At 42.1% G+C, this 17,931-nt stretch carries 19 protein-coding genes; 7 read left to right on the forward strand and 12 right to left on the reverse strand.

Going from position 1 to position 17,931, the window contains the following annotated elements:
* Positions 1-4 precede the first annotated feature (4 nt).
* Both BET10_RS19695 and BET10_RS19700 read right to left on the reverse strand, forming a co-directional pair.
* Positions 5-295 carry a RebB family R body protein gene (locus tag BET10_RS19695; protein ID WP_070987830.1) on the reverse strand — a complete coding sequence of 97 codons (291 nt, stop codon included), beginning with the start codon at positions 293-295 and terminating at the stop codon, positions 5-7.
* A gap of 248 nt (positions 296-543) precedes the next feature.
* The gene (locus BET10_RS19700; protein ID WP_070987614.1) at positions 544-1,455 is read right to left on the reverse strand and encodes a LysR family transcriptional regulator; all 912 of its coding nucleotides are present in this window, start codon (positions 1,453-1,455) and stop codon (positions 544-546) included.
* 147 nt (positions 1,456-1,602) lie between these two features.
* Between BET10_RS19700 and BET10_RS19705 the strand changes: the two genes are divergently transcribed.
* The 7 genes from BET10_RS19705 (at position 1,603) to BET10_RS19735 (ending at position 5,035) form a co-directional block, all read left to right on the forward strand.
* Positions 1,603-2,052 carry a DoxX family protein gene (locus tag BET10_RS19705; RefSeq protein ID WP_070987616.1) on the forward strand — a complete coding sequence of 150 codons (450 nt, stop codon included), beginning with the start codon at positions 1,603-1,605 and terminating at the stop codon, positions 2,050-2,052.
* A gap of 68 nt (positions 2,053-2,120) precedes the next feature.
* The gene (locus BET10_RS19710; protein WP_070987617.1) at positions 2,121-2,921 is read left to right on the forward strand and encodes a DODA-type extradiol aromatic ring-opening family dioxygenase; all 801 of its coding nucleotides are present in this window, start codon (positions 2,121-2,123) and stop codon (positions 2,919-2,921) included.
* Between the two features lie 120 nt (positions 2,922-3,041).
* Positions 3,042-3,500, forward strand: coding sequence for a hypothetical protein (locus BET10_RS19715; protein ID WP_070987619.1), 459 nt, complete (start codon positions 3,042-3,044; stop codon positions 3,498-3,500).
* Between the two features lie 561 nt (positions 3,501-4,061).
* Entirely contained in the window at positions 4,062-4,283 is a 222-nt protein-coding gene (locus tag BET10_RS19720; RefSeq protein ID WP_070987621.1) for an EF-hand domain-containing protein, read from the forward strand.
* 60 nt (positions 4,284-4,343) lie between these two features.
* Positions 4,344-4,568, forward strand: coding sequence for an EF-hand domain-containing protein (locus tag BET10_RS19725; protein WP_070987623.1), 225 nt, complete (start codon positions 4,344-4,346; stop codon positions 4,566-4,568).
* 9 nt (positions 4,569-4,577) lie between these two features.
* On the forward strand, positions 4,578-4,787 hold the full coding sequence (locus BET10_RS19730; protein WP_070987625.1) for an EF-hand domain-containing protein: 210 nt from the start codon (positions 4,578-4,580) through the stop codon (positions 4,785-4,787).
* Between the two features lie 41 nt (positions 4,788-4,828).
* The gene (locus BET10_RS19735) at positions 4,829-5,035 is read left to right on the forward strand and encodes a calmodulin (RefSeq protein WP_070987626.1); all 207 of its coding nucleotides are present in this window, start codon (positions 4,829-4,831) and stop codon (positions 5,033-5,035) included.
* Positions 5,036-5,091: 56 nt separating this feature from the next.
* Here the strand turns inward: BET10_RS19735 and BET10_RS19740 are convergent, their stop codons facing one another.
* From BET10_RS19740 to BET10_RS19780, 10 genes are all read right to left on the reverse strand, one after another.
* A complete protein-coding gene (locus tag BET10_RS19740; RefSeq protein ID WP_070987628.1) occupies positions 5,092-5,685 on the reverse strand; it encodes an outer membrane beta-barrel protein in 594 nt (197 codons plus the stop codon).
* 78 nt (positions 5,686-5,763) lie between these two features.
* A complete protein-coding gene (locus BET10_RS19745; protein ID WP_070987632.1) occupies positions 5,764-7,773 on the reverse strand; it encodes a YcaO-like family protein in 2,010 nt (669 codons plus the stop codon).
* A 6-nt stretch (positions 7,774-7,779) separates the two neighbouring features.
* Positions 7,780-8,541 carry a phytanoyl-CoA dioxygenase family protein gene (locus tag BET10_RS19750; RefSeq protein WP_070987634.1) on the reverse strand — a complete coding sequence of 254 codons (762 nt, stop codon included), beginning with the start codon at positions 8,539-8,541 and terminating at the stop codon, positions 7,780-7,782.
* Positions 8,534-9,643, reverse strand: coding sequence for an amidohydrolase family protein (locus tag BET10_RS19755; protein ID WP_070987636.1), 1,110 nt, complete (start codon positions 9,641-9,643; stop codon positions 8,534-8,536). The genes BET10_RS19750 and BET10_RS19755 overlap by 8 nt, the downstream gene beginning before the upstream one ends.
* A 57-nt stretch (positions 9,644-9,700) precedes the next feature.
* Entirely contained in the window at positions 9,701-10,438 is a 738-nt protein-coding gene (locus tag BET10_RS19760) for a hypothetical protein (protein WP_070987638.1), read from the reverse strand.
* A 141-nt stretch (positions 10,439-10,579) separates the two neighbouring features.
* Positions 10,580-10,720, reverse strand: a complete 141-nt coding sequence (locus BET10_RS21650; protein WP_170829188.1) for a hypothetical protein — start codon at positions 10,718-10,720, stop codon at positions 10,580-10,582.
* 192 nt (positions 10,721-10,912) lie between these two features.
* Positions 10,913-11,623 carry a hypothetical protein gene (locus BET10_RS19765; protein WP_070987640.1) on the reverse strand — a complete coding sequence of 237 codons (711 nt, stop codon included), beginning with the start codon at positions 11,621-11,623 and terminating at the stop codon, positions 10,913-10,915.
* A 10-nt stretch (positions 11,624-11,633) separates the two neighbouring features.
* On the reverse strand, positions 11,634-12,995 hold the full coding sequence (locus BET10_RS19770; RefSeq protein WP_070987642.1) for a hypothetical protein: 1,362 nt from the start codon (positions 12,993-12,995) through the stop codon (positions 11,634-11,636).
* A complete protein-coding gene (locus tag BET10_RS19775; RefSeq protein ID WP_083330621.1) occupies positions 12,992-16,903 on the reverse strand; it encodes a TOMM system kinase/cyclase fusion protein in 3,912 nt (1,303 codons plus the stop codon). Before BET10_RS19775 ends, BET10_RS19770 begins: the two co-directional genes overlap by 4 nt.
* 233 nt (positions 16,904-17,136) lie before the next feature.
* Positions 17,137-17,898, reverse strand: coding sequence for a hypothetical protein (locus BET10_RS19780; protein WP_070987644.1), 762 nt, complete (start codon positions 17,896-17,898; stop codon positions 17,137-17,139).
* Positions 17,899-17,931 lie beyond the last annotated feature (33 nt).

The following is a 17,931-nucleotide window of genomic DNA, read 5'->3' on the forward strand; positions in this document are numbered from 1 at the left end:
GGCCTCAGTGATATATCTTCTCAATGACCACACCCGATGCTGCTGTATCCACATCAAACAAAGTACTAATTGCCATTGCAGTTGCGGCTTGCTCGTCGATGCCTTCCTGCGCTTGTTGCTGTGAGGCGTTATAGGCAGCGTTAGCAAGCGCCTGACTGGTGTAAATCATTAGATTACCCATCACTTGAGCTGGGCTGTCGCCAAGTACTTTGGTATTAACTTGTGTCACGGTATCGGTGATTTGGCCGTTAACTGAGGTTGGCGCAGCGTCAACAAGGGCTGAGTGTACTGCCAGCGTCAGAGGTTTTGCTTTGCAGGTGTGGGTATTGCCAAGTACTTTGCTATTAACTTGTGTCACGGCATCGGTAATTTGGCCGTTTACTGCAGTTGGAGTTGCCATAATAATCGTCCTTTTAATCGTCTCGCTGCGACTCAAAACCTAGCGCGTCGCGGGTAATGGCAAAGTATAATACAAAACGGTTTGGTGAAAAGGCGTTTCATATTTCACGGCATTACACCTGTTGATTGTGGACTCAATCAACTTTATTCAAAGCTATCCCAATACGGCGGTTGACCAAAATAATTGCTCAAAAAGTCTATAAAGACTCTGAGCTTGTGCGACATTAACTTGCGATGCGGGTAGAGCGCATACAGCGCGGTTGGTGCTGGCTCATAGTCGTTCAAAATGATTTTGAGAGTGCCTTGTTGTAGTGCTCGGCTGACAATAAAAGTCGGTTGTAGCACATAACCTTGCCCCCCAATGGCGGCCTCGGCCAGTATTTCACCATTGTTGACAACCAAACTCACATCCCCTTTTTGGCTGCGCTGTTTTAGGGTGTTAATAAGGGGTGAGTCGTTTTGGCTGTAATCCATATAGCTGTATCGCAGATAGTGGCCTTCTTTTAGCTCGCTTGGATGCTTGGGTTCACCATGCTCTGCTAAATAAGCGGGAGAGGCGCACATGACTAGGCGAATGGGGGCGATTTTTTTGGCCACTAATGAGGAGCTACTTAAGTTGCCAATGCGCAGCGCCACATCAAAGCCTTCTTCAACCACATCGACTTTTCTGTCACTCAGTTGTAGGTCAATACTCACGCCAGGGTGAGCCTGCTTAAAGTCTCTGAGCAACGAGGCCAAATGTAATGTAGAAAAACTCACCGGTGCGCTGACCCGCAGCAAGCCCTTTGCTTCTAATTGAAACTGGCCCACATGGCCTTCCATATCGCTGATACCTTCAAGAATATGCTTGGCGTATTGCAAACACTGCTCGCCAGCTTCGGTGAGGTGAATGCGCCTTGTGGTGCGGTTAAAAAGTCGTGCGCCCAAATAGCTCTCAAGCTGCGAGACATACTTACTGACCAACTGGTTTGACGTATCTAGCTTGTCGGCCGCTTTGGTAAAGCTGCCTTCTGTTGCCACCGTTACAAAGGCTTTGAGTAAATCAACGCGGTCCATCTAAGCTCCAATGTTTTATAAACAATATGTTGGTAATTATTCAATATAACACGTCTTTATGGTTTTTAAAGTTGGCAGTAATCTATACCTAACAGCACAGGGCTGTACGCAGACAGCCTAAAGACACTTATTTGGAGCAAATTGATTATGAACAAGCAAACACTTTTAAAAATTTTATCATCTGGTGCGGGCAGTGCGGCGTTGGTTTTACGTATTCCCGTGGGGGTTATTCTGGCAGCCCATGGTGCACAAAAACTGTTTGGCTGGTTTGGCGGGTATGGCCTTGCAGGCACGGGGCAGTGGATGGCAAGCATTGGTTTAGAGCCTGGGTATTTGATGGCATTTTTGGCGGGCAGCGCTGAGTTTTTTGGTGGTTTAGCCTTAATCGCTGGCTTGCTTACACGCCCAGCGGCATTGGTGAGTGCTTTTACTATGTTGGTTGCGATATTTACCGTGCACTTTAGCAACGGCTTATTTATGTCAAACAATGGTTATGAGTTTGGACTGGCATTGTTTGCCGCCACACTGGCATTGACCATTCAAGGGGGAGGTCAGCTCTCGATGGATAACTGGTTGAGTAAAAAATTCGCCAAGTAACGATAGCAGTTAAGCCAGAGAAATAGGCCCAAACAGCTGGGCCTATTGGCTTGTTTATGGAGAAGCGTATGAACAACACTCGCACAATTATGTACATTGCTCACGGTGGCGGCCCAACGCCACTGCTAGGTGACTCCGCGCATCAAAATATGATTGATACGTTAAAAATTATGGCGGGTAAAATCGCAAAGCCGAGCGCTATTTTGCTAATAAGTGCCCACTTTGAAGCAAATATTCCCACGCTCACCTCAGGTGCCGAGCCAAACTTAATCTATGATTACCATGGATTCCCAAAAGCGGCCTATGACATACAGTACCCATGTAAAGGTGCGCCGCAATTGGCTCAAGCTGTACAACAGTGTCTGCAAAGCAGCGGTATCAACGCACAAAAAGACCCGCAGCGCGGATTTGATCATGGCATGTTTGTGCCACTCAAACTGATGTTTCCTGATGCGGATGTTCCGTGTGTACAACTATCGTTAGATAGCTCATTGGATGCAACAAAGCATTTAGCTATGGGGCAAGCACTGGCGAGCTTAGATTGGGAGAACCTACTGATCATAGGCTCGGGCTTTTCGTTTCATAATATGGCTGCATTTTTTTCATCAGATGACAGCGCAAATCAAAAAAACCAAACATTTGAGACTTGGCTACGTAACACCTTGACCAACACCAATATTACAGAAGCACAGCGTACACAGCTATTAGCGAATTGGCATACAGCGCCTGAGGCGCGATTTTGCCACCCGCGTGAGGAGCATCTGTTACCACTGCATGTATGTTATGGCGCAGCAAGAAAGGTGAGTGATGAATTATTTGCCTATACGGTGTTGAACAAGCAATCGTCGATGTTTTTATGGCGTGGCTAACAAACGTTGTTTGGTGAGCACAGACTTAAGCAGAGGCTGGTGAGAAAACAGTGACTAAAACTGGAGCATAACTTGCTTTGTAGAGTGTACCAATGCATGTAATCAGTTTAAGGATTAATCATGATCACTCAAGGAATTAATAACTATTACCAGGTTCCCAATACTAATCAAAGTGTTAGAGAAAACCAGCGAAATACTCAAACGGTAAGTGACGCTCAGCAGGGGCAAAAGATTGCCCAGTCGCCTAACCGCTCCGTTGACAGAGCGTTTGATTTTACCAATATGACCTTAGCCGAGCAGTCAAATGCAGCCAAAGTTTTGTATGATCAAGGAGTGTTATCGATGGGGGAGATGGCATTTATGACGGGTCGTTACGGGTTAATTGAACATGATGGTAGCCTGGGCGGTACAACACTTGAGCAAGCTAACAGTGAGCGTTTTAACGTTATTGCCAATATGAAAGAGAGTCTTGCCACAGTGAAAGGTCAGGGGCAGGCTACACCTGAGGTTATAAACAACTACAACACGTTGATTAGAAAGCTAGAAGTGTATCAGTTTGGCTTAAATACGAGCGCCTGAACTAAGCGCGTATTGCGCGGTTATTGAGATTTCTAAGCAAGCCAACTCAAGTGCCAAGGGGGTTATCAGACTTTCATATTCATATCTTCGTTGATGGCGCTACGGTCATACCGTTTTGTACTCCATTGAATATCCCCGTATGTTGCTATCTGGCAACAAATGCGCTCAGCACAATAAAATATTAAAAATTACTTTTAAGTGGTTGATTATTAATTGCTTTTTTGTTGTTTGCGCAGTTCTAAATTGTAGGCGTGTTGTGCAACACATTTAGCGTATTCTTGGCAATGTATTACGCAGTAAGAGTGAGGTGTTGCTAAATGGCAACAAGCTAACTGATTGAAAATACAATACCTAAACGATTACCATCAAAAAGCTGTTGCCAAATAGCAACACCTCCATTAAACCTTACCTGAACTAAAGTGTGTGTAAAATCATAACTTGTTGTAAATAAATAACTTTTAATGTTTGGCATCAAAGTTGGAATAGTTAGGTTGAATTTATCGTGAAACGCTCAGGCACTTGCAAAAGCACCCGAGCTAAACAAACGGAAGGAAGCTAACTATGAAAAACTTAATTATTGCTACATCACTCACCGTTCTTGGTTCAATGTCACTACTGGCAAATGCAGGGTCGAGTTTTGACATGTTAGATACAGACGGTAATGGCGCTATCAGTTTAAGCGAGTCTAAAGCACTGCCAAAACTAATGGCGCAATTTAAAGATTTAGATACCGACGGCAATGGAGAGCTTTCTCAATCAGAGTACGAGAAGTTCTCGGGCTAATTTTTGGATGTCGTGGTGAGCTTTTATAAAGCTCACCAAGCCAATATAAGGAGCATAGCAATGCAAATCCCAACCACATTGTCATTTGCTACAGTCATTGCACTTTTTGCCCCATTAGTAATGGCTGCAGGATTATCATTTCATGAGCTTGACGTTGATGGCAATGGGCTAATCACGCCCTCCGAAGCCGAAATATCAAGCGCACTGATTGAACAATTTGCAAGGCTTGATAGCGACCAAAGCGATGATCTGAGCCCTAGAGAGTTTGCTCGGTTTAAACAATAGGAGTCAATTATGAACAGTTTAAAAACACTTATTGGTAGCTTGCTGGTTTTAAGCAGCAGCGCAGCCTTAGCCGCTAGTTTTAGCGATTATGACGCAAATCAAGATGGCTTAATTAGTAAAGAAGAGGCGGCCGTCTCAGTCGAACTCAGTGAGGCTTTTGACAAGCTAGATACTGACAAAGACGCCATGCTAAACGAGAAAGAATTTAGCGAATATTAATCAATAACAGATAAAGTAAATTTCAATGTAAGGAGAGAATGATGAAAAAGCTAAACGTACTAGTAACAACTGTGGCAATTATGGCCAGTGGTGCTGCGATGGCAGGTGGCTTCAGCGATTATGATCTTGATAAAGACGGCATGATCAGCAAAAGCGAAGCAGCTATGTCAGAGAAGCTTATCAAAGTATTTGATGATTTGGACATCAACAAAGATGGCCAGTTATCAAAAGAGGAATTCAACAAGTAATCATACACAGCTCGCTTCTTGACCCATCAAGCCCAGTTTTTAGCTGGGCTTTTTCATTAAAAGCGATAGGTTAGATTGAGACTCGCTTGAAACTGATTCAACACATCGCCATCAAAGTGCCAGCCGCAACCGTCATCTGTTGATGGGTCATTGTCACAACTAATCTTTGAGCTGTTTTTTACGATGGTTGCGACCCACCTTAACTCAGAGCCCACACTCAAACCGCCCGCAAGTTTGTAGTCAACACCCGCAAATAAACCTGATGCAAAGAAGGTATCCTTCTCGACAAAGTTGGTGGTGATATAGTTAGCGCCAAGCTGTGCACCAGCATAGGCTGATAGATTGTCTGTTACCGGTCTATATACCGCGCTTTGAAACAGTAATAGTTCTGAATCTATCTTCTGCTCGGCGTTACTTTCTAACTCACCGCCAAAAAAGCTGTAGTAGATGCCATATTTGGTATCATTTATGTGTCTGTCTACACTGATTGCAAAATGAGCGTCGTCTGCAATTTCATGCTCTTGCCCTTTGCTGGTGGTAAGCGTTTGGCTAAAAGTCTGGCCTGCGTACGCAGTCACGCCAATATCCGCAAAGCTTGGTGCTGAAATAAACGCAGCACTTACAAGCACCGCACAGAGTAATTTTTTCATAGGATTTCCTTGTCAATGTGGCCAACTAAATGGCCACCTAAAAACGTTACATAGGTTGGCGCAATTTTACATTAAATGTCAGATATATAAACCTTGCTGATTGATTGTCTGCTCCGTTAGTGGCTCATTGAGCCAGCCAAGTTTTACTGGCGTGTTGTATAAACGCGGGTTCCCCAGTTGAGGCCAAATGTGGCAAAGACCTGGAACGAAGACTTTGGCTGTGTGCATGGGTGATTCTGTGCGTTTATAGTCCAATATAACCATATCCAAACCATAGCTTTTGAGGTGTTCAACAATATTTAAAATATCAAGCTTAAGATTGTAGGTGGACTCAAGCATGTAAGATTGCTCTTTCTCATTGTGATGAATGTCTAGAAAGCTTTCCTGTGTAATAGCATCAAAGTCGAATGGTGCTGAGTTTTGGTTACGAATTGGGATAAGTTGGCACAATTCAGTCAACGCTCTTTGTGCTGCTAATTCAGGGTTTAAGTGGCAACCAAAGCCAAATATCAAGCCGTTAGTTTTTTTGTCTCTACCTATAGCAGCCATGACAGGCACACCCAAATCATTCGTGATGTCTAGTATCCAATAGTGATGGGTTGTGTCTAACGAGTCATGAAGGGGGGTGAGATACTGTGGGTCTAATCTGGTTAGATCAAAGCTAGGTCGATTGATTTTGTTATACCACCATATTGCGGTTGCATCTCGTTCGATAAGCTCGAAGGTTGCTTGTAATATTGCTTCTTCTAGGGTGTTTCCAGTTGCACATCCATTAGAGTGCCAGCAACCATATTCTTGTTCTTTATATGGAGTATTTGCGTAGCACAATACACTGGGGATGTAGGCAACCTCATTATGGGCCAGTGACCAACATGACTGCCAATATATCTCACTGCCATTATATGGTTTAGCAGCTTGACGCCGTTTTGAATCAGGGTGGGCCTTGTCATTGAAGCGTTTGTATTGTAACTCACTATAGGGAGTGAGATTTTGGAACTGGTAGCACTTTGCTCTCAGAGCTTGTGGTGTTGAGAATAGACCTACATCGGAGCTTCTAAATTGAGCATTTCTTCGTTCAAGTGCTTCACATAATGCACTGGCTTTGGATTGAATAGGTTCCACCCCTTTACCCAAACAAGTTTGATTAAAATGATCTATTTTAGCGGTTGCTAAACTACGACACCCTTGCTTATAAAATGCTGTTCTGTATATCTTTATGGGCGATGAGTCTTCAGTGAGCAGTGATAACTGGTTAATAAGGCCCGTGTAGCGGTTTACATATGGCAATATCTTATCAACCGTTGATTGTGCTGAAATAACGCGGGAGCCACCATCTTTATCATTGGCAATAGGTTGGTCTACTAATTCTATTTTTTGCTCACTCAGGTTTGAGATCGCAGCGCTTGGGATTATGTAGCTTTCCAGAGTTTGTTCATTGGTCACAACAGTACAGTTGTGGTGATGAGCTAATTTATGTAGTAACGACGTTGATATGTTGAGTGATGCTTCATTGTATACGCTATATGAGAGTTTAATATGCTTCTGATGCTCATCAATGAAATGAATTAGTGGAAGATTGTGTAGTCTTGCGTCAATGTAGGCGTCAATTTGTGAGGTTTCATCAATCGAGAATACTGGGCTTATAACATAGGAGTCGTAAAAGTCTTCAATGATGATAAACCGTGATGACTGTGGTATTTGAGCGTAATTTATCTGAGCAATATTTTTGGTAAGCACAACTAGCTGTACATCTAAGGTATCAAAAATAGCTGAAAAGTGAGCGCTTTTTTGCGGTTGTATAATTTTAACAACAGGTACAGTTGCTTCGCTGATTATATGTGTCGTTTCATACACTAGGCCAGCGCTGCGCATGTGATCTAAATAGTAATGGAATGAGGATTTATCATAGGCACTTTCTAGCTTTTGCTCTATTTCAGCAGCGGTATATGTGCCGTTAATAAACTGGATAAACGGCAATTGAGCGATATCTAAAATGTAATTAGTTGAACTACTCGAAAGTAATACTTTAGAGTTCTTGTGTGTGGCGACGGTAAATTTAGGGTGCCAGCTTAGGTAAAGGAAATTCATAATTAATTATTTTTCAAACAGTACAGGACAATAAAAGTCGTTGTCTAAAATTTGCTTATAGCCGTAATCATTCTCAGTGTCTTGTACTTTTAAGTGCTCGGTATAAATACCAACAGACAAAGCCGCTCTTGGCATATTCGCATAGTTGGCTTTACTACCATGAATGAGATCCCATTGGTGCATTGAAAAAGACCCTCGAGAGAGTGTCAAAGCGTGCTCAGTCCATTGGCTAGTTGAGTGCTCCATTACACGAATTGCTTCTGTTTCTAAGTCAAGATTTTGTGCGCCTGTTGGCGTTTCGAAGAGGTTTAAATGGTGTGACTTGGGCACATAACATAGCGTACCACTGTCGGGAGTCACATCAATCAGTGGGATCCACAAGGTCGCTACGCCGCTTTTGAAAAAGGGCATATGCTGTGAGTCTCGATGCCAGCCAACGTTTGTTTTTGGGTTGTTACCCTGAGGCTTGTAATATAACTGACTTCCCCAAACACGCAGTTTACTGCATTGTAAAACTTGCGCAATACTAGTTCCAATATCGCTTTTTGTGAGTAGATTATAGAAAGCTTCACTACAAATGTGTGGCTGCGCCACACGAGTCAATGCACCTTGCTCATGACCTTTGGCAATGCCCCAATGGCTTAGCCCTGTGTCACTTTTATTATCGAATAAGCTAGGAATAGCATTAAATGCAGCATCAATAAGCTCGACTGCTATCGCGCCCTCGTCAAAAAGGTGAAACCCTTCGTTTTGAAATTGGTTATGCAAAAGAATCTCCAAAATATGCTATAGGGTTATCTTGTAGCGCACGTTCAATAAGCTCTGGTGATAAGCTTTGAGCATGAGTCAGCTCTTGCGGATCAAAATCTTGATGGTCTGGATGTGGGAAGTCTGAGCCAAAAAGTAGTTTGTCGCTGCCAATCCAATTGACGACTTCATCAAGACATGGTTCACCAGATTCGAAGCTCACATAACAATTATTTTTAAAATAATATGAAGGTTTATTAGGGAGTTTGTCCTTGACTAACGCGGGAAACTCGGGGTAACAGATGTTATCAAGCCGCCATAGCCAATAGGGGACCCAAGCTGCACCGGCTTCAAGAAACATAAATTTGATACTTGGATATAATTCAAAAACGTTACCTTCTAGCAAACTTAAAAAGGCGACTTGTGCCTCAAGTGCGTGAGAGCAAGCATGTAAGCTAAATCGGCTGCTAAACCTATTTGTGCCAATGGTGTCTCCATGCAAGTGTGTGCCGCCATGAAAAGCAACTTGAATATTAAACTGATGACAAGCTTTCCAAAAATCTAAGTAGACGGCTTCCCCTAAGTGATGCCCTTGTATTGGCTCAGGGCGAATGGTGATGAGTTTGAAACCTTGTTGTGCAATCAACTGAACTTGCTGTGCAAGTAAGCTGGGGTCTTGCCGGCTCACTATCGCAGCAGGGATAAGTCGGCTTTTGTCAACCAAGCAGTAGTCTAAAATCCAGCGGTTATAGGCTTGGGCATATGCGAGAGATACTTCACTCGGGAGCTTATCGTGATTAACGATATAGCCTGTAAATGTCGGAAAAATAAGAGCTTTTTCAACACCGTCTTGGTCCATGCTCTGAAGTTGCCCAAGCCCAGACATCGCAAGTTTTCTGGCATCAGAGTTTTGTGGCCGCAATGCTGTTTCTAGCTGAATTTCATCATTCCAATGCTTGAGTATAGGAGTAGTACCGATGTAGTAAGTTGGGGGTAAATCTACATCGCTTTTGCTATTGTGCTTAAAATGTACTGGGTATTGCTGATAAATTTTACTATCTAAGTATTTTTCCCAAATATAGAGCGGCTCCATTACATGCCGATCACAGTCGAAGATTTTCATAAAAAGCCTAGAAATTAATAGTGTGCAGCACACACTGTGTGCTGCATTTTTTGAGCATTAACAAGAAGTAAAAGGGTGGCTACGACAAATATCCATAAAGTCGTTGATCGCTTGGGTTTCGATCATTGCTCTTTTTGACTCATCCTGTAAATTACTTAACTCTGGCTTAGGTGGAATAGTTACTATAAAACAACCTGTCAGCTCACTCATATTCTCAAAATGCCAACCGTTATATAGGGCTAACTTTGAGTCATCAAATTTGCCGTCTGTGTAATCTAGGCCTAGCTCCGCTCGCAGTTTGTCTCTAATTTGCTCATCTGTTGGAGAGCCGTCAGGGGCATCTACCAAGCTAGCTACAGATAGGATATCACTACTGGTTGGAAGTGAATCATTTTCAACAATGTACTTTGGTGAAGGACTAAGCTGTTCAACGATTTCTTTAGTTTCATCGACGCTTTCTACCTTCGCTTTGATCGTTCCACCTTCAGTTTGGCTACCATAAGTAAATGTGACTGAGTCACCTTTTTTGATAACGAACCTTACTTTGGTTTGATATGCGGGAATTTGTGGAAAAAAGCCAAACTTTGCTAAGTAATACTCAGGAAACTTAACAATGTATTCTAGTTCTTTTTCGTTCTCCCAGTTTTTCCATGCATATGCAATCATTCGACTTAGTGCGGAGTGCCATGCACTAATCGCAAGCATATTTTCTACTGGGTTTGGGCCCGATGTTTTAGTTTCATCATTGTCATTAAACCCGTAACGAGTACCAAGTTTATTTAATTTATCTTCCATTTTACTGTCCTTATTCTATTTTTATAATGATTCATCTCATATGAACTTGATACACAACTTCATCTGGGCATTAATATTATACTGAACTTCACCTAAATGGTAATATTATATTGATTTAACTAAGGTTATTTAAGTTTCTCTTTAAGCCATCCCATTTTTCTGGGGCATAAAAAATCGCCCTTTACCCGTTCGTTTCCAGAAATGCCATGTTTTCGATTTGCCCAAAGTTTTGGTAGCTGAAATCTTCAGATATTGAAATGTTGCTATAGCGGTTTCTTTCATTTTCATTCCTTTTGCATTCACAATGTTTAGAACATATCACCTAGAGACATCAATATATTCATAATTTTTTTCTCTAAATATATAAACCTTGTTGATTTTTTTAGAGGTTTATCTAACCAGTGGGTAAGTGTTAATATCGTGGCCAAGCTTAGTTGACCACGACTATGTCCTTGTCGACGGTAAAATGCCTAGTTACCAAGACGGTTTAAAGATATTTGTGCCTATATATGTTACTAACTTTTCGTTATTTCCAGCTAGCGTTAAACTAGCTAGCTTTTGGCTAGCATCACTTGATAGGGTAGAGTTATTAGGTAACTCTACTTTAGCGAACTGATCAGCTAATGCTGCCTCATTGTTTTCGTTTATCAATGTTTGAACTGTTTTGTAAAGCTCATTGTTATTGGCAACCTCAAAAACCAGTAACGCCAAAGATTTTTGTTCGATGTCTGAAAGCACGAAGCTAGGATCACCGAAAAAATCAAAGGCTTTAGTAGCCGGTGTATAGTTCATGCCATGCTCTGCTGAGAGCGCAACCTTTACAGCTGCATTACCTAAAGTCAGAGTAAGCTGTTCCTGCGCATTTTCACTGGCTGTTTGGGATACTAAGCTGTCTGCTGTGGCGTCATCAATATACACATTTGATAGCTTCCCCAACTCCCCATAGACATTTGAAATCAGGGTATACATTGATGTATCACTGGTAATCGCTACCTGAGAGTTAGGAACGTAGTAAAGATTTTTCAGTTTTAATCTTTGTTCATTTCCTGCGTCGTTAAGACTTGGGTAAATGCTACTGGTGACAGACTGAAGTTTGTCATCTAAAACCATTGCGACTACTAGCTGTAAGCTACACAAACTATTTGAATAGCTGAATAAATCCTCTGCATTATAAGAGTTGTTCATTGTTTTTCCTTTAATTCATGTTTTTTATGGTATCGGCCTTTATGCCGGAGTTAAATATATAGTCTTTATAAATATTGGTATTAGCTTCACTATGGCAGGAACTACAGCTTGATGATGGTTTCTCAAACGGTTCAAGTATAGGGTTTGCTAGTTCTGTAGGGGAAGGAATGCCACTGTCAGACCATTGATTGTTTATTATCTCGTACTTACTCCAAACGGATGTATTGAGCCTTTGCTTGGTTTCATTGTTGTAAGTGGATAAATTCTGTTGGTCCTGAACGACTGGAAGGGCTACTAATTCAGTTGGCTTGCAGCCATCTGCGGGGTGAGAACATACAGGCTGATTAATTGGACAAGTAGCACTCGTAAAGTCGTTATTCTTACATAGTTTATCAACATCATCTATGCTCAAGCTAAAGTAAGCCCACTCGTTTCCATTGGCATTGATGAGATCTTTTTCGGTTAATGTGAGACCATTTGATGCATTTCGACTAAATTTTGGTACGCTGTTTTCTTGAATATAGGTTGCCCAGCTCCATTTGTTGGTTGTTGAAACCTGCTCAGAAGGGTTGATATTTTTTGGATTGTTCTTACTTGTAATATGCATAGCTGAAAGCCCAACAACGGACGCAGTGCATTCATCAACACCATTTTCATTTGGTTGTACAATATATGCGTATGCTTTGTGATATTGGTCAAACTCGCTATTATCTATTTTTCTCCACGCCGCTTTAACAAAAACTGCACCACGTTGCATGTTTTCATATTCACTTCCAGTGGGAAATTCAAATCGCTCGATTGGCGAGTTTCTTATTGACTGAATATAATCAAACGCGGGTTTATTCACATGGACGGAATAAAAAGTTATGTTGCCATTTCTATCCGATATAATGTCATCTTGCGGGTTTCGAAACTGTGTCAACACCAAAGGAGATTTTAAATTAGTTACCTGTTTCACGCTTGCGGGGGACTTAGCTGCAAGAACCCGGCAAGACTCTGGCACAACAGTATGTGTTTCACTCCAAGCATTGTGTAGGTTAGATTCAATTTCTTGTATTGTGGGCCAAGATTGCCAGACAGGAAGCGTGTCAGGCATACTAGTATAGTCTAACGTAAAGTCTGCAAGTCCAACTTTCCCATCAACTGTTGGCCAGTTAAGCGCGTGAAACTGGCGGTAAGCGTCTCGAATTGCAGATTGATTAGTTCTGTTATTGCCAAGAGTTGCTGAAAAACAAGGCAAGATTTTATAAGGTTTGTTGGCTAGCTCATTAAAGTTACTGCAATCAGAGGGGAGCTGATTAATCGCATCATCGTTAGCGCTAAAACAGCCAAAAGAGATGAACGGAGAGATCAGTAATAAGTACCTTTTCATTGTTGGTCCTTCAGTATTTTTGTAATTCTATGTATATCAAATGCATAACGTGTTTCTTGGTGTTTGTTTAAAATATGCTTTGCGAATGACATATGTTTTGTGGCTATTTTAATTAAACCTAACTTTGCGTAGGACTCTGCAAATAAAGCATGCATCCAGCCTCTATGAGATATTGCGCCCGCTCTGTTCCAGCCTCTGTATCCTTGTTTCATTCTCGAGATACCGCTAGCATTTGATTCTACTACGGCCTGATACCACCCTAGCAAAAACTCAGTGATTGATTGCCACGTAATAATTTCTTTTTCAGCCGCTATTTCATTTGCTTTTTTCAGAGCTCTTAGCATTCTTCTGTAGTCGCCCATGTAGTAAAAATATTGGGCTTTATGAAATAAGTTAAATGCAAGTGTGTGTGGGTCGGCATTGTTTCTAGCTAATGTTGACGATATAGCCATTAAATTGAAGCTTGTTTCATATAGTTTACTTTTTTCATCATTAGACAACGTATTACAGTTTAAAGCTAACTCATACTGAGCAAGCGCATAATGTGAATACAAAGCAGAAGTTAACTCATAGGGTAAGTGGTTTCGAGCAGTTATTTGATATTCGCTTTTTTGTTGTTCACTAAACTGCTGAATTAAACTTAAAGCGTTTTCATAGTCAGCGAAAGACAGAGAGTAACTACTTGTTGATTGGTAAATAAGCGCGTTGCAAAAGTAATATAATGGCTGTTTTGTTTTTGGAATCAATTCAGCATCTTCAAACTCAGATATTTTTAAAGTTGCAAGGCTTAGTTCGGATAGGACTGCGTAGTTGATCATTAGACTAAAGTACACAGACAGCTTACTTTCCATGCATAAAGCTGAAATAGGAAGTGTATTTATCTTACTTATGTTTTCTTTGTATGGCTCGGAGCCAAAGCCATTTTTACTCATTAGAATCATGCTAAGGTTGAGCCGAAGCTTAGATTGCCACTCAACAGAAAGGTTATTTTTTGTGGATTTTGCAAACTCAATTGAGCTAGTAATTAGCTGTTCGGAAAGTTGATATTGTCCAAGTAGTGAATATTTTACGCTCAATTCAATAGCGGTATTTACAGCTCTGTCAGTATCACCACTTTGGTGTATGCAGGTGACATAGAAAAATGGAGCCGTGTCTATAATTTTTTTGAAACTGTTATCAACCGTTTTAACTAAAACCTTATAGTTCTTTGACTTAGCGGTTTGCTCCATACTCTCATACGCCGCATCTCTTACCAGCGCGTGTTTGAAGATATAACTGTCGTTCTCGACTCTGCGTTGGTGGATGATAAGGTCATTGGCGACTAGTTCGTTTAAGTCGTTTTGTACTTGGTTTTCGCTCAAAGGAGAGGCGGCAACGAGCAGGTCGTATTCAAACTCTCGGCCGATGGTAGCGGCGAGTTGTGCGGTTTCTTTGGCGTATTGCAGGCTATCGAGCTTTTGCTGTAGTGACTCACGTAAGCTGGTTGGTACTTGGTCAAGCTTGTCTGGGTTTACAAAGTCGATGCGTCCTGCGTTGCCTGTCACTAAGCCTTTTTGCTTCAACATGCCCACTAGTTCTTCTATAAACAGTGGGATACCGTCTGTGCGGCTGATGAGTACATCCAGTACTTTACGTTCAACGTCACGACCATCAAATAGCTTAACGATAAAGTCTTCCGTAGCCTGCTCGGTGAGTTTTTGTAGGTTCACTTCCATTAGGGTCAGGTCGTGCAACTGGCTTGGTACTTTTTGTCGTGAAGTGCTCAGTAGCACATGACCGCCAGCAAGCTTTTGCGCAAAGTGATGAATAAACTCAAGTGTTGAGCTATCTGCCCAGTGAATGTCTTCCACTATGTAAAGTTTAAACTCATTTAAAGCATGTTGATTGGCTAAAAGTAGGGCGCTTAGGCCGTTGTATAGCAATTCTTTTTGCGCATCCGGCGCCAGTGCCGAAGGCTGTAGTTCGTCTTCTAAATCTATATTGAGCCAAACCAGCAAAATGGGCAGTGCTTGCTCTGTGTTGAGCGCATCATCTTGCTCACTTAGATATTTGCTAAACAGTTCAATGGCGGCTTTGGCGTTAAGGTTAGAGGTATTAAACAAGTAGCGAACTAACGTCAAAATAGGGTAGAGCGCGTTATTTTGGTGTTCGGGTAAACACTGAGCAACCAAGTGCTGGAACTGTGGTGCATTGGCACGAATTTCTTGTAGCAACCTTGATTTACCAATACCCGCTTCACCATGAATATGCGCAATGCGAGTATGGTCCGTTTGCTGTTTCATCATCGAAAGCGTTTGTTCAAGCTCATGATGACGACCGATCAGCTCATGGTTATTTCGCGTACCACGCATAAAACCAAAGGCTTCTACACGTCTCTCACCCACTAAATTGTAGACGCTAACTGGTTCAAAAATGGGGCCGAACTGGCTTTGTCCGTATGAGGTAAACTCTGAGTAAGAGTCCAAGATGGCTCTTGACTCAGCGGTACACAAAATCTGCTTTTCACCCGCTTCACGGGCAAGTGCTACGGCAATGTTAGCGTTGTAGCCTTCCGGAATTGCGTTGGCGTAGGTAACAAATACGCCAGTGTGCATACCTAAATGGACATTGATTGCGACATTATGTGCCTCGTGCATTAGGGCATTACGTTTGCTGAGCTCACTGACGATTTCAAGGGCTGTACGCGCGCACAAGCGGGTGTCGTTATCACTGGCAACCGGGTAGCCGTAGTAAAACAAGCAAGTGTCGGCCAAATGACCTACATGATAGGCACCATAACGGGTTGCGATATCAATTAGGTTATTACGCTGTGACTTATAAACAGTGTCGATAACGTCATAGTCTTTGTCGTTATTATTAAGTGCTTTAACGCTGAGCCTTACAGCGAGTACAGTCAGTTGTTTGCGTTCAGTCAGTGCGGTATATTCCTGCACAGCCCTATGGTTTGGGTCGTCATCGCGGATAAGGACCGTGGTGTCATCAAAGCCATGCTGCGCCTGTACATCAGCCAGTACACCAACAAGGTTAGAGACATTCATTTTCGACAGTTCAGAGTATATTTCAGCGCCAGTGATAACACGCTCCGTGGCGTTTTTATGTAGTACCCTGCGCAGTAGCTCTGACAGTGGGTGCCCTAGTAATGCACTGGGAATGGGAATATGTACGTCACTGAGCTGCTTATGATATATCGACGCAATACTGTTACCAGTCACAGCTGGCAATCCGGTTAAACACTCTAAAAATACTAAGCCCCACACGTATAAATCAGACTTAGCAGAAGCCGGTTCACCGCGCAGTTGCTCTGGTGCGCTGTAAGAAGGTGTGCCCAGCGTTTCTTGTGTGAGTGTTAGGGTATTAAAGTCCGGTTGGCGGCTTTCATTTACCAAAGTACCAATACCAAAGTCGAGAATTTTGGCGTATGTCTTGGCACCGGATTTGGTCAACATGATGTTGGCCGGTTTAATATCGCGGTGAATAATACCTTTGCTGTGTGCGTGTATCAGCGCATCCAACACCTGTAGCATCACGTCGGTGGCGACGACTGAATCAAGTGCTTGCTCGGTAGTTAAGTACTCTCGAAGTGATACGCCTTCGACGTATTCGAATACGCCATACAAAATATCTTCATTTACTTGGCCTCTATCGAGCAAGCGGACGATATGTGGGTGCTGAAGTTGACTACTTAACTCGGTTTCACGTTTAAAGCGCTCAATATAGCGTTGTTTTTTTTGTTCTTCGCAGTGAGGTTCTAAGGCGAGAAATTTAATGGCAACGGGTTGATTAGTGTTTTTATGCTTTGCTTTAAAGACCTTACCGAAACCACCTTCACCTATTTTGTGAATGAGTTCATAGTGTTCAGAATTAAAGCTCGAGGTGATAAATTCATCTGAAAACTGAGTGAGCGACATAGCCTAATTGTTCCAATAAATTTTTATTTGTAACCAGATCCTTTGAAAAACTTCCTAGTTACAGTTTGTTTTTTATTCTTCTAGACAAGAAATCTCCGCTCTTCCGTGCACTTGTCTTAAGCTTGTCAGTATAGCCTACCTTATAGGTTTGTTTTTAGGGAACTAAAATTATATTTTTATTAAATTTGGGAACGGTAAGTAATGAGAATGTCTACTTACCGTAATACAGGGTGCTACTTTAGGGTGATATTTATGTTATCTAACTTGTTATGGGAGATGGCATAAGTACGACTTCCTGATGCATAACGGCTGTCAGTGCTTCCATAGCGACGACGTTCAAATTCAAAGTTAACCGTACAATCAAAGTTATTGTTTAGCTTCTCATTTTTGAAAAGTTCAAGGGCTTCAAAATCAATTGACTTCTTACCATCGTCTTCAACATCACTGAGAATATGAGAACTGCTTATCTCTTCGTCGCCGTTTTTACATACACTGGCAATGGTTATTTTTAAGGATTCATTGTCTTTCGGGCTTGTTGCTTTAATCCAACGCAAGTCCAGAACCTCATCAACGGGGAAGGTTTGCTCTGTTTGAGGCGCTAAAATATCAATGGCCTGTGGCAAAGTGACCTTGCTTTTGAGCGTGATTTGCTCTTCTGCGCGGTACAGCTTTACCTCATATTCAGTATCTTGAGCAAAATATGGAAAGGTTACGCGGTAGTCGATATCGAAAAAGTCTACGTCTTTTTCCATATCTTTGGTGGTGCTATTGGCTGTGACCGATAACTTATCTCCGCTAACTAGGTTGAGGTTATTCCCATTGCGGCTACTAACATTGAGCTCTGCAATCACTCGGCTGTCATTGCCATTTGAGGTAACGTAAACGTCAGACCAAATTGCCTCGGTTTTTACATCGTTTGAATTTGTGGTTTCGGTTGAACAAGCACTAGCGAGTAGGCAACACAAAGCAGCACTGGTAAGCTTGAAATGGCGCATGAGATATCCTTATAAGAATGTACGCAAATAGAA

This window comes from Pseudoalteromonas amylolytica (genome assembly GCF_001854605.1).
Lineage (GTDB): Bacteria > Pseudomonadota > Gammaproteobacteria > Enterobacterales > Alteromonadaceae > Pseudoalteromonas > Pseudoalteromonas amylolytica.

Bases quoted from the DNA above. Each gene is read 5' to 3' on its own strand.
- BET10_RS19735 (WP_070987626.1), top strand. From the start codon at position 4,829: ATGAAAAAGCTAAACGTACTAGTAACAACTGTGGCAATTATGGCCAGT.
- BET10_RS19700 (WP_070987614.1), bottom strand. From the start codon at position 1,455: ATGGACCGCGTTGATTTACTCAAAGCCTTTGTAACGGTGGCAACAGAA.
- BET10_RS19775 (WP_083330621.1), bottom strand. From the start codon at position 16,903: ATGTCGCTCACTCAGTTTTCAGATGAATTTATCACCTCGAGCTTTAAT.
- BET10_RS19755 (WP_070987636.1), bottom strand. From the start codon at position 9,643: ATGAAAATCTTCGACTGTGATCGGCATGTAATGGAGCCGCTCTATATT.
- BET10_RS19770 (WP_070987642.1), bottom strand. From the start codon at position 12,995: ATGAAAAGGTACTTATTACTGATCTCTCCGTTCATCTCTTTTGGCTGT.
- BET10_RS19745 (WP_070987632.1), bottom strand. From the start codon at position 7,773: ATGAATTTCCTTTACCTAAGCTGGCACCCTAAATTTACCGTCGCCACA.
- BET10_RS19720 (WP_070987621.1), top strand. From the start codon at position 4,062: ATGAAAAACTTAATTATTGCTACATCACTCACCGTTCTTGGTTCAATG.
- BET10_RS19760 (WP_070987638.1), bottom strand. From the start codon at position 10,438: ATGGAAGATAAATTAAATAAACTTGGTACTCGTTACGGGTTTAATGAC.
- BET10_RS19710 (WP_070987617.1), top strand. From the start codon at position 2,121: ATGAACAACACTCGCACAATTATGTACATTGCTCACGGTGGCGGCCCA.
- BET10_RS19740 (WP_070987628.1), bottom strand. From the start codon at position 5,685: ATGAAAAAATTACTCTGTGCGGTGCTTGTAAGTGCTGCGTTTATTTCA.
- BET10_RS19715 (WP_070987619.1), top strand. From the start codon at position 3,042: ATGATCACTCAAGGAATTAATAACTATTACCAGGTTCCCAATACTAAT.
- BET10_RS19780 (WP_070987644.1), bottom strand. From the start codon at position 17,898: ATGCGCCATTTCAAGCTTACCAGTGCTGCTTTGTGTTGCCTACTCGCT.
- BET10_RS21650 (WP_170829188.1), bottom strand. From the start codon at position 10,720: ATGAAAGAAACCGCTATAGCAACATTTCAATATCTGAAGATTTCAGCT.
- BET10_RS19725 (WP_070987623.1), top strand. From the start codon at position 4,344: ATGCAAATCCCAACCACATTGTCATTTGCTACAGTCATTGCACTTTTT.
- BET10_RS19730 (WP_070987625.1), top strand. From the start codon at position 4,578: ATGAACAGTTTAAAAACACTTATTGGTAGCTTGCTGGTTTTAAGCAGC.
- BET10_RS19765 (WP_070987640.1), bottom strand. From the start codon at position 11,623: ATGAACAACTCTTATAATGCAGAGGATTTATTCAGCTATTCAAATAGT.
- BET10_RS19705 (WP_070987616.1), top strand. From the start codon at position 1,603: ATGAACAAGCAAACACTTTTAAAAATTTTATCATCTGGTGCGGGCAGT.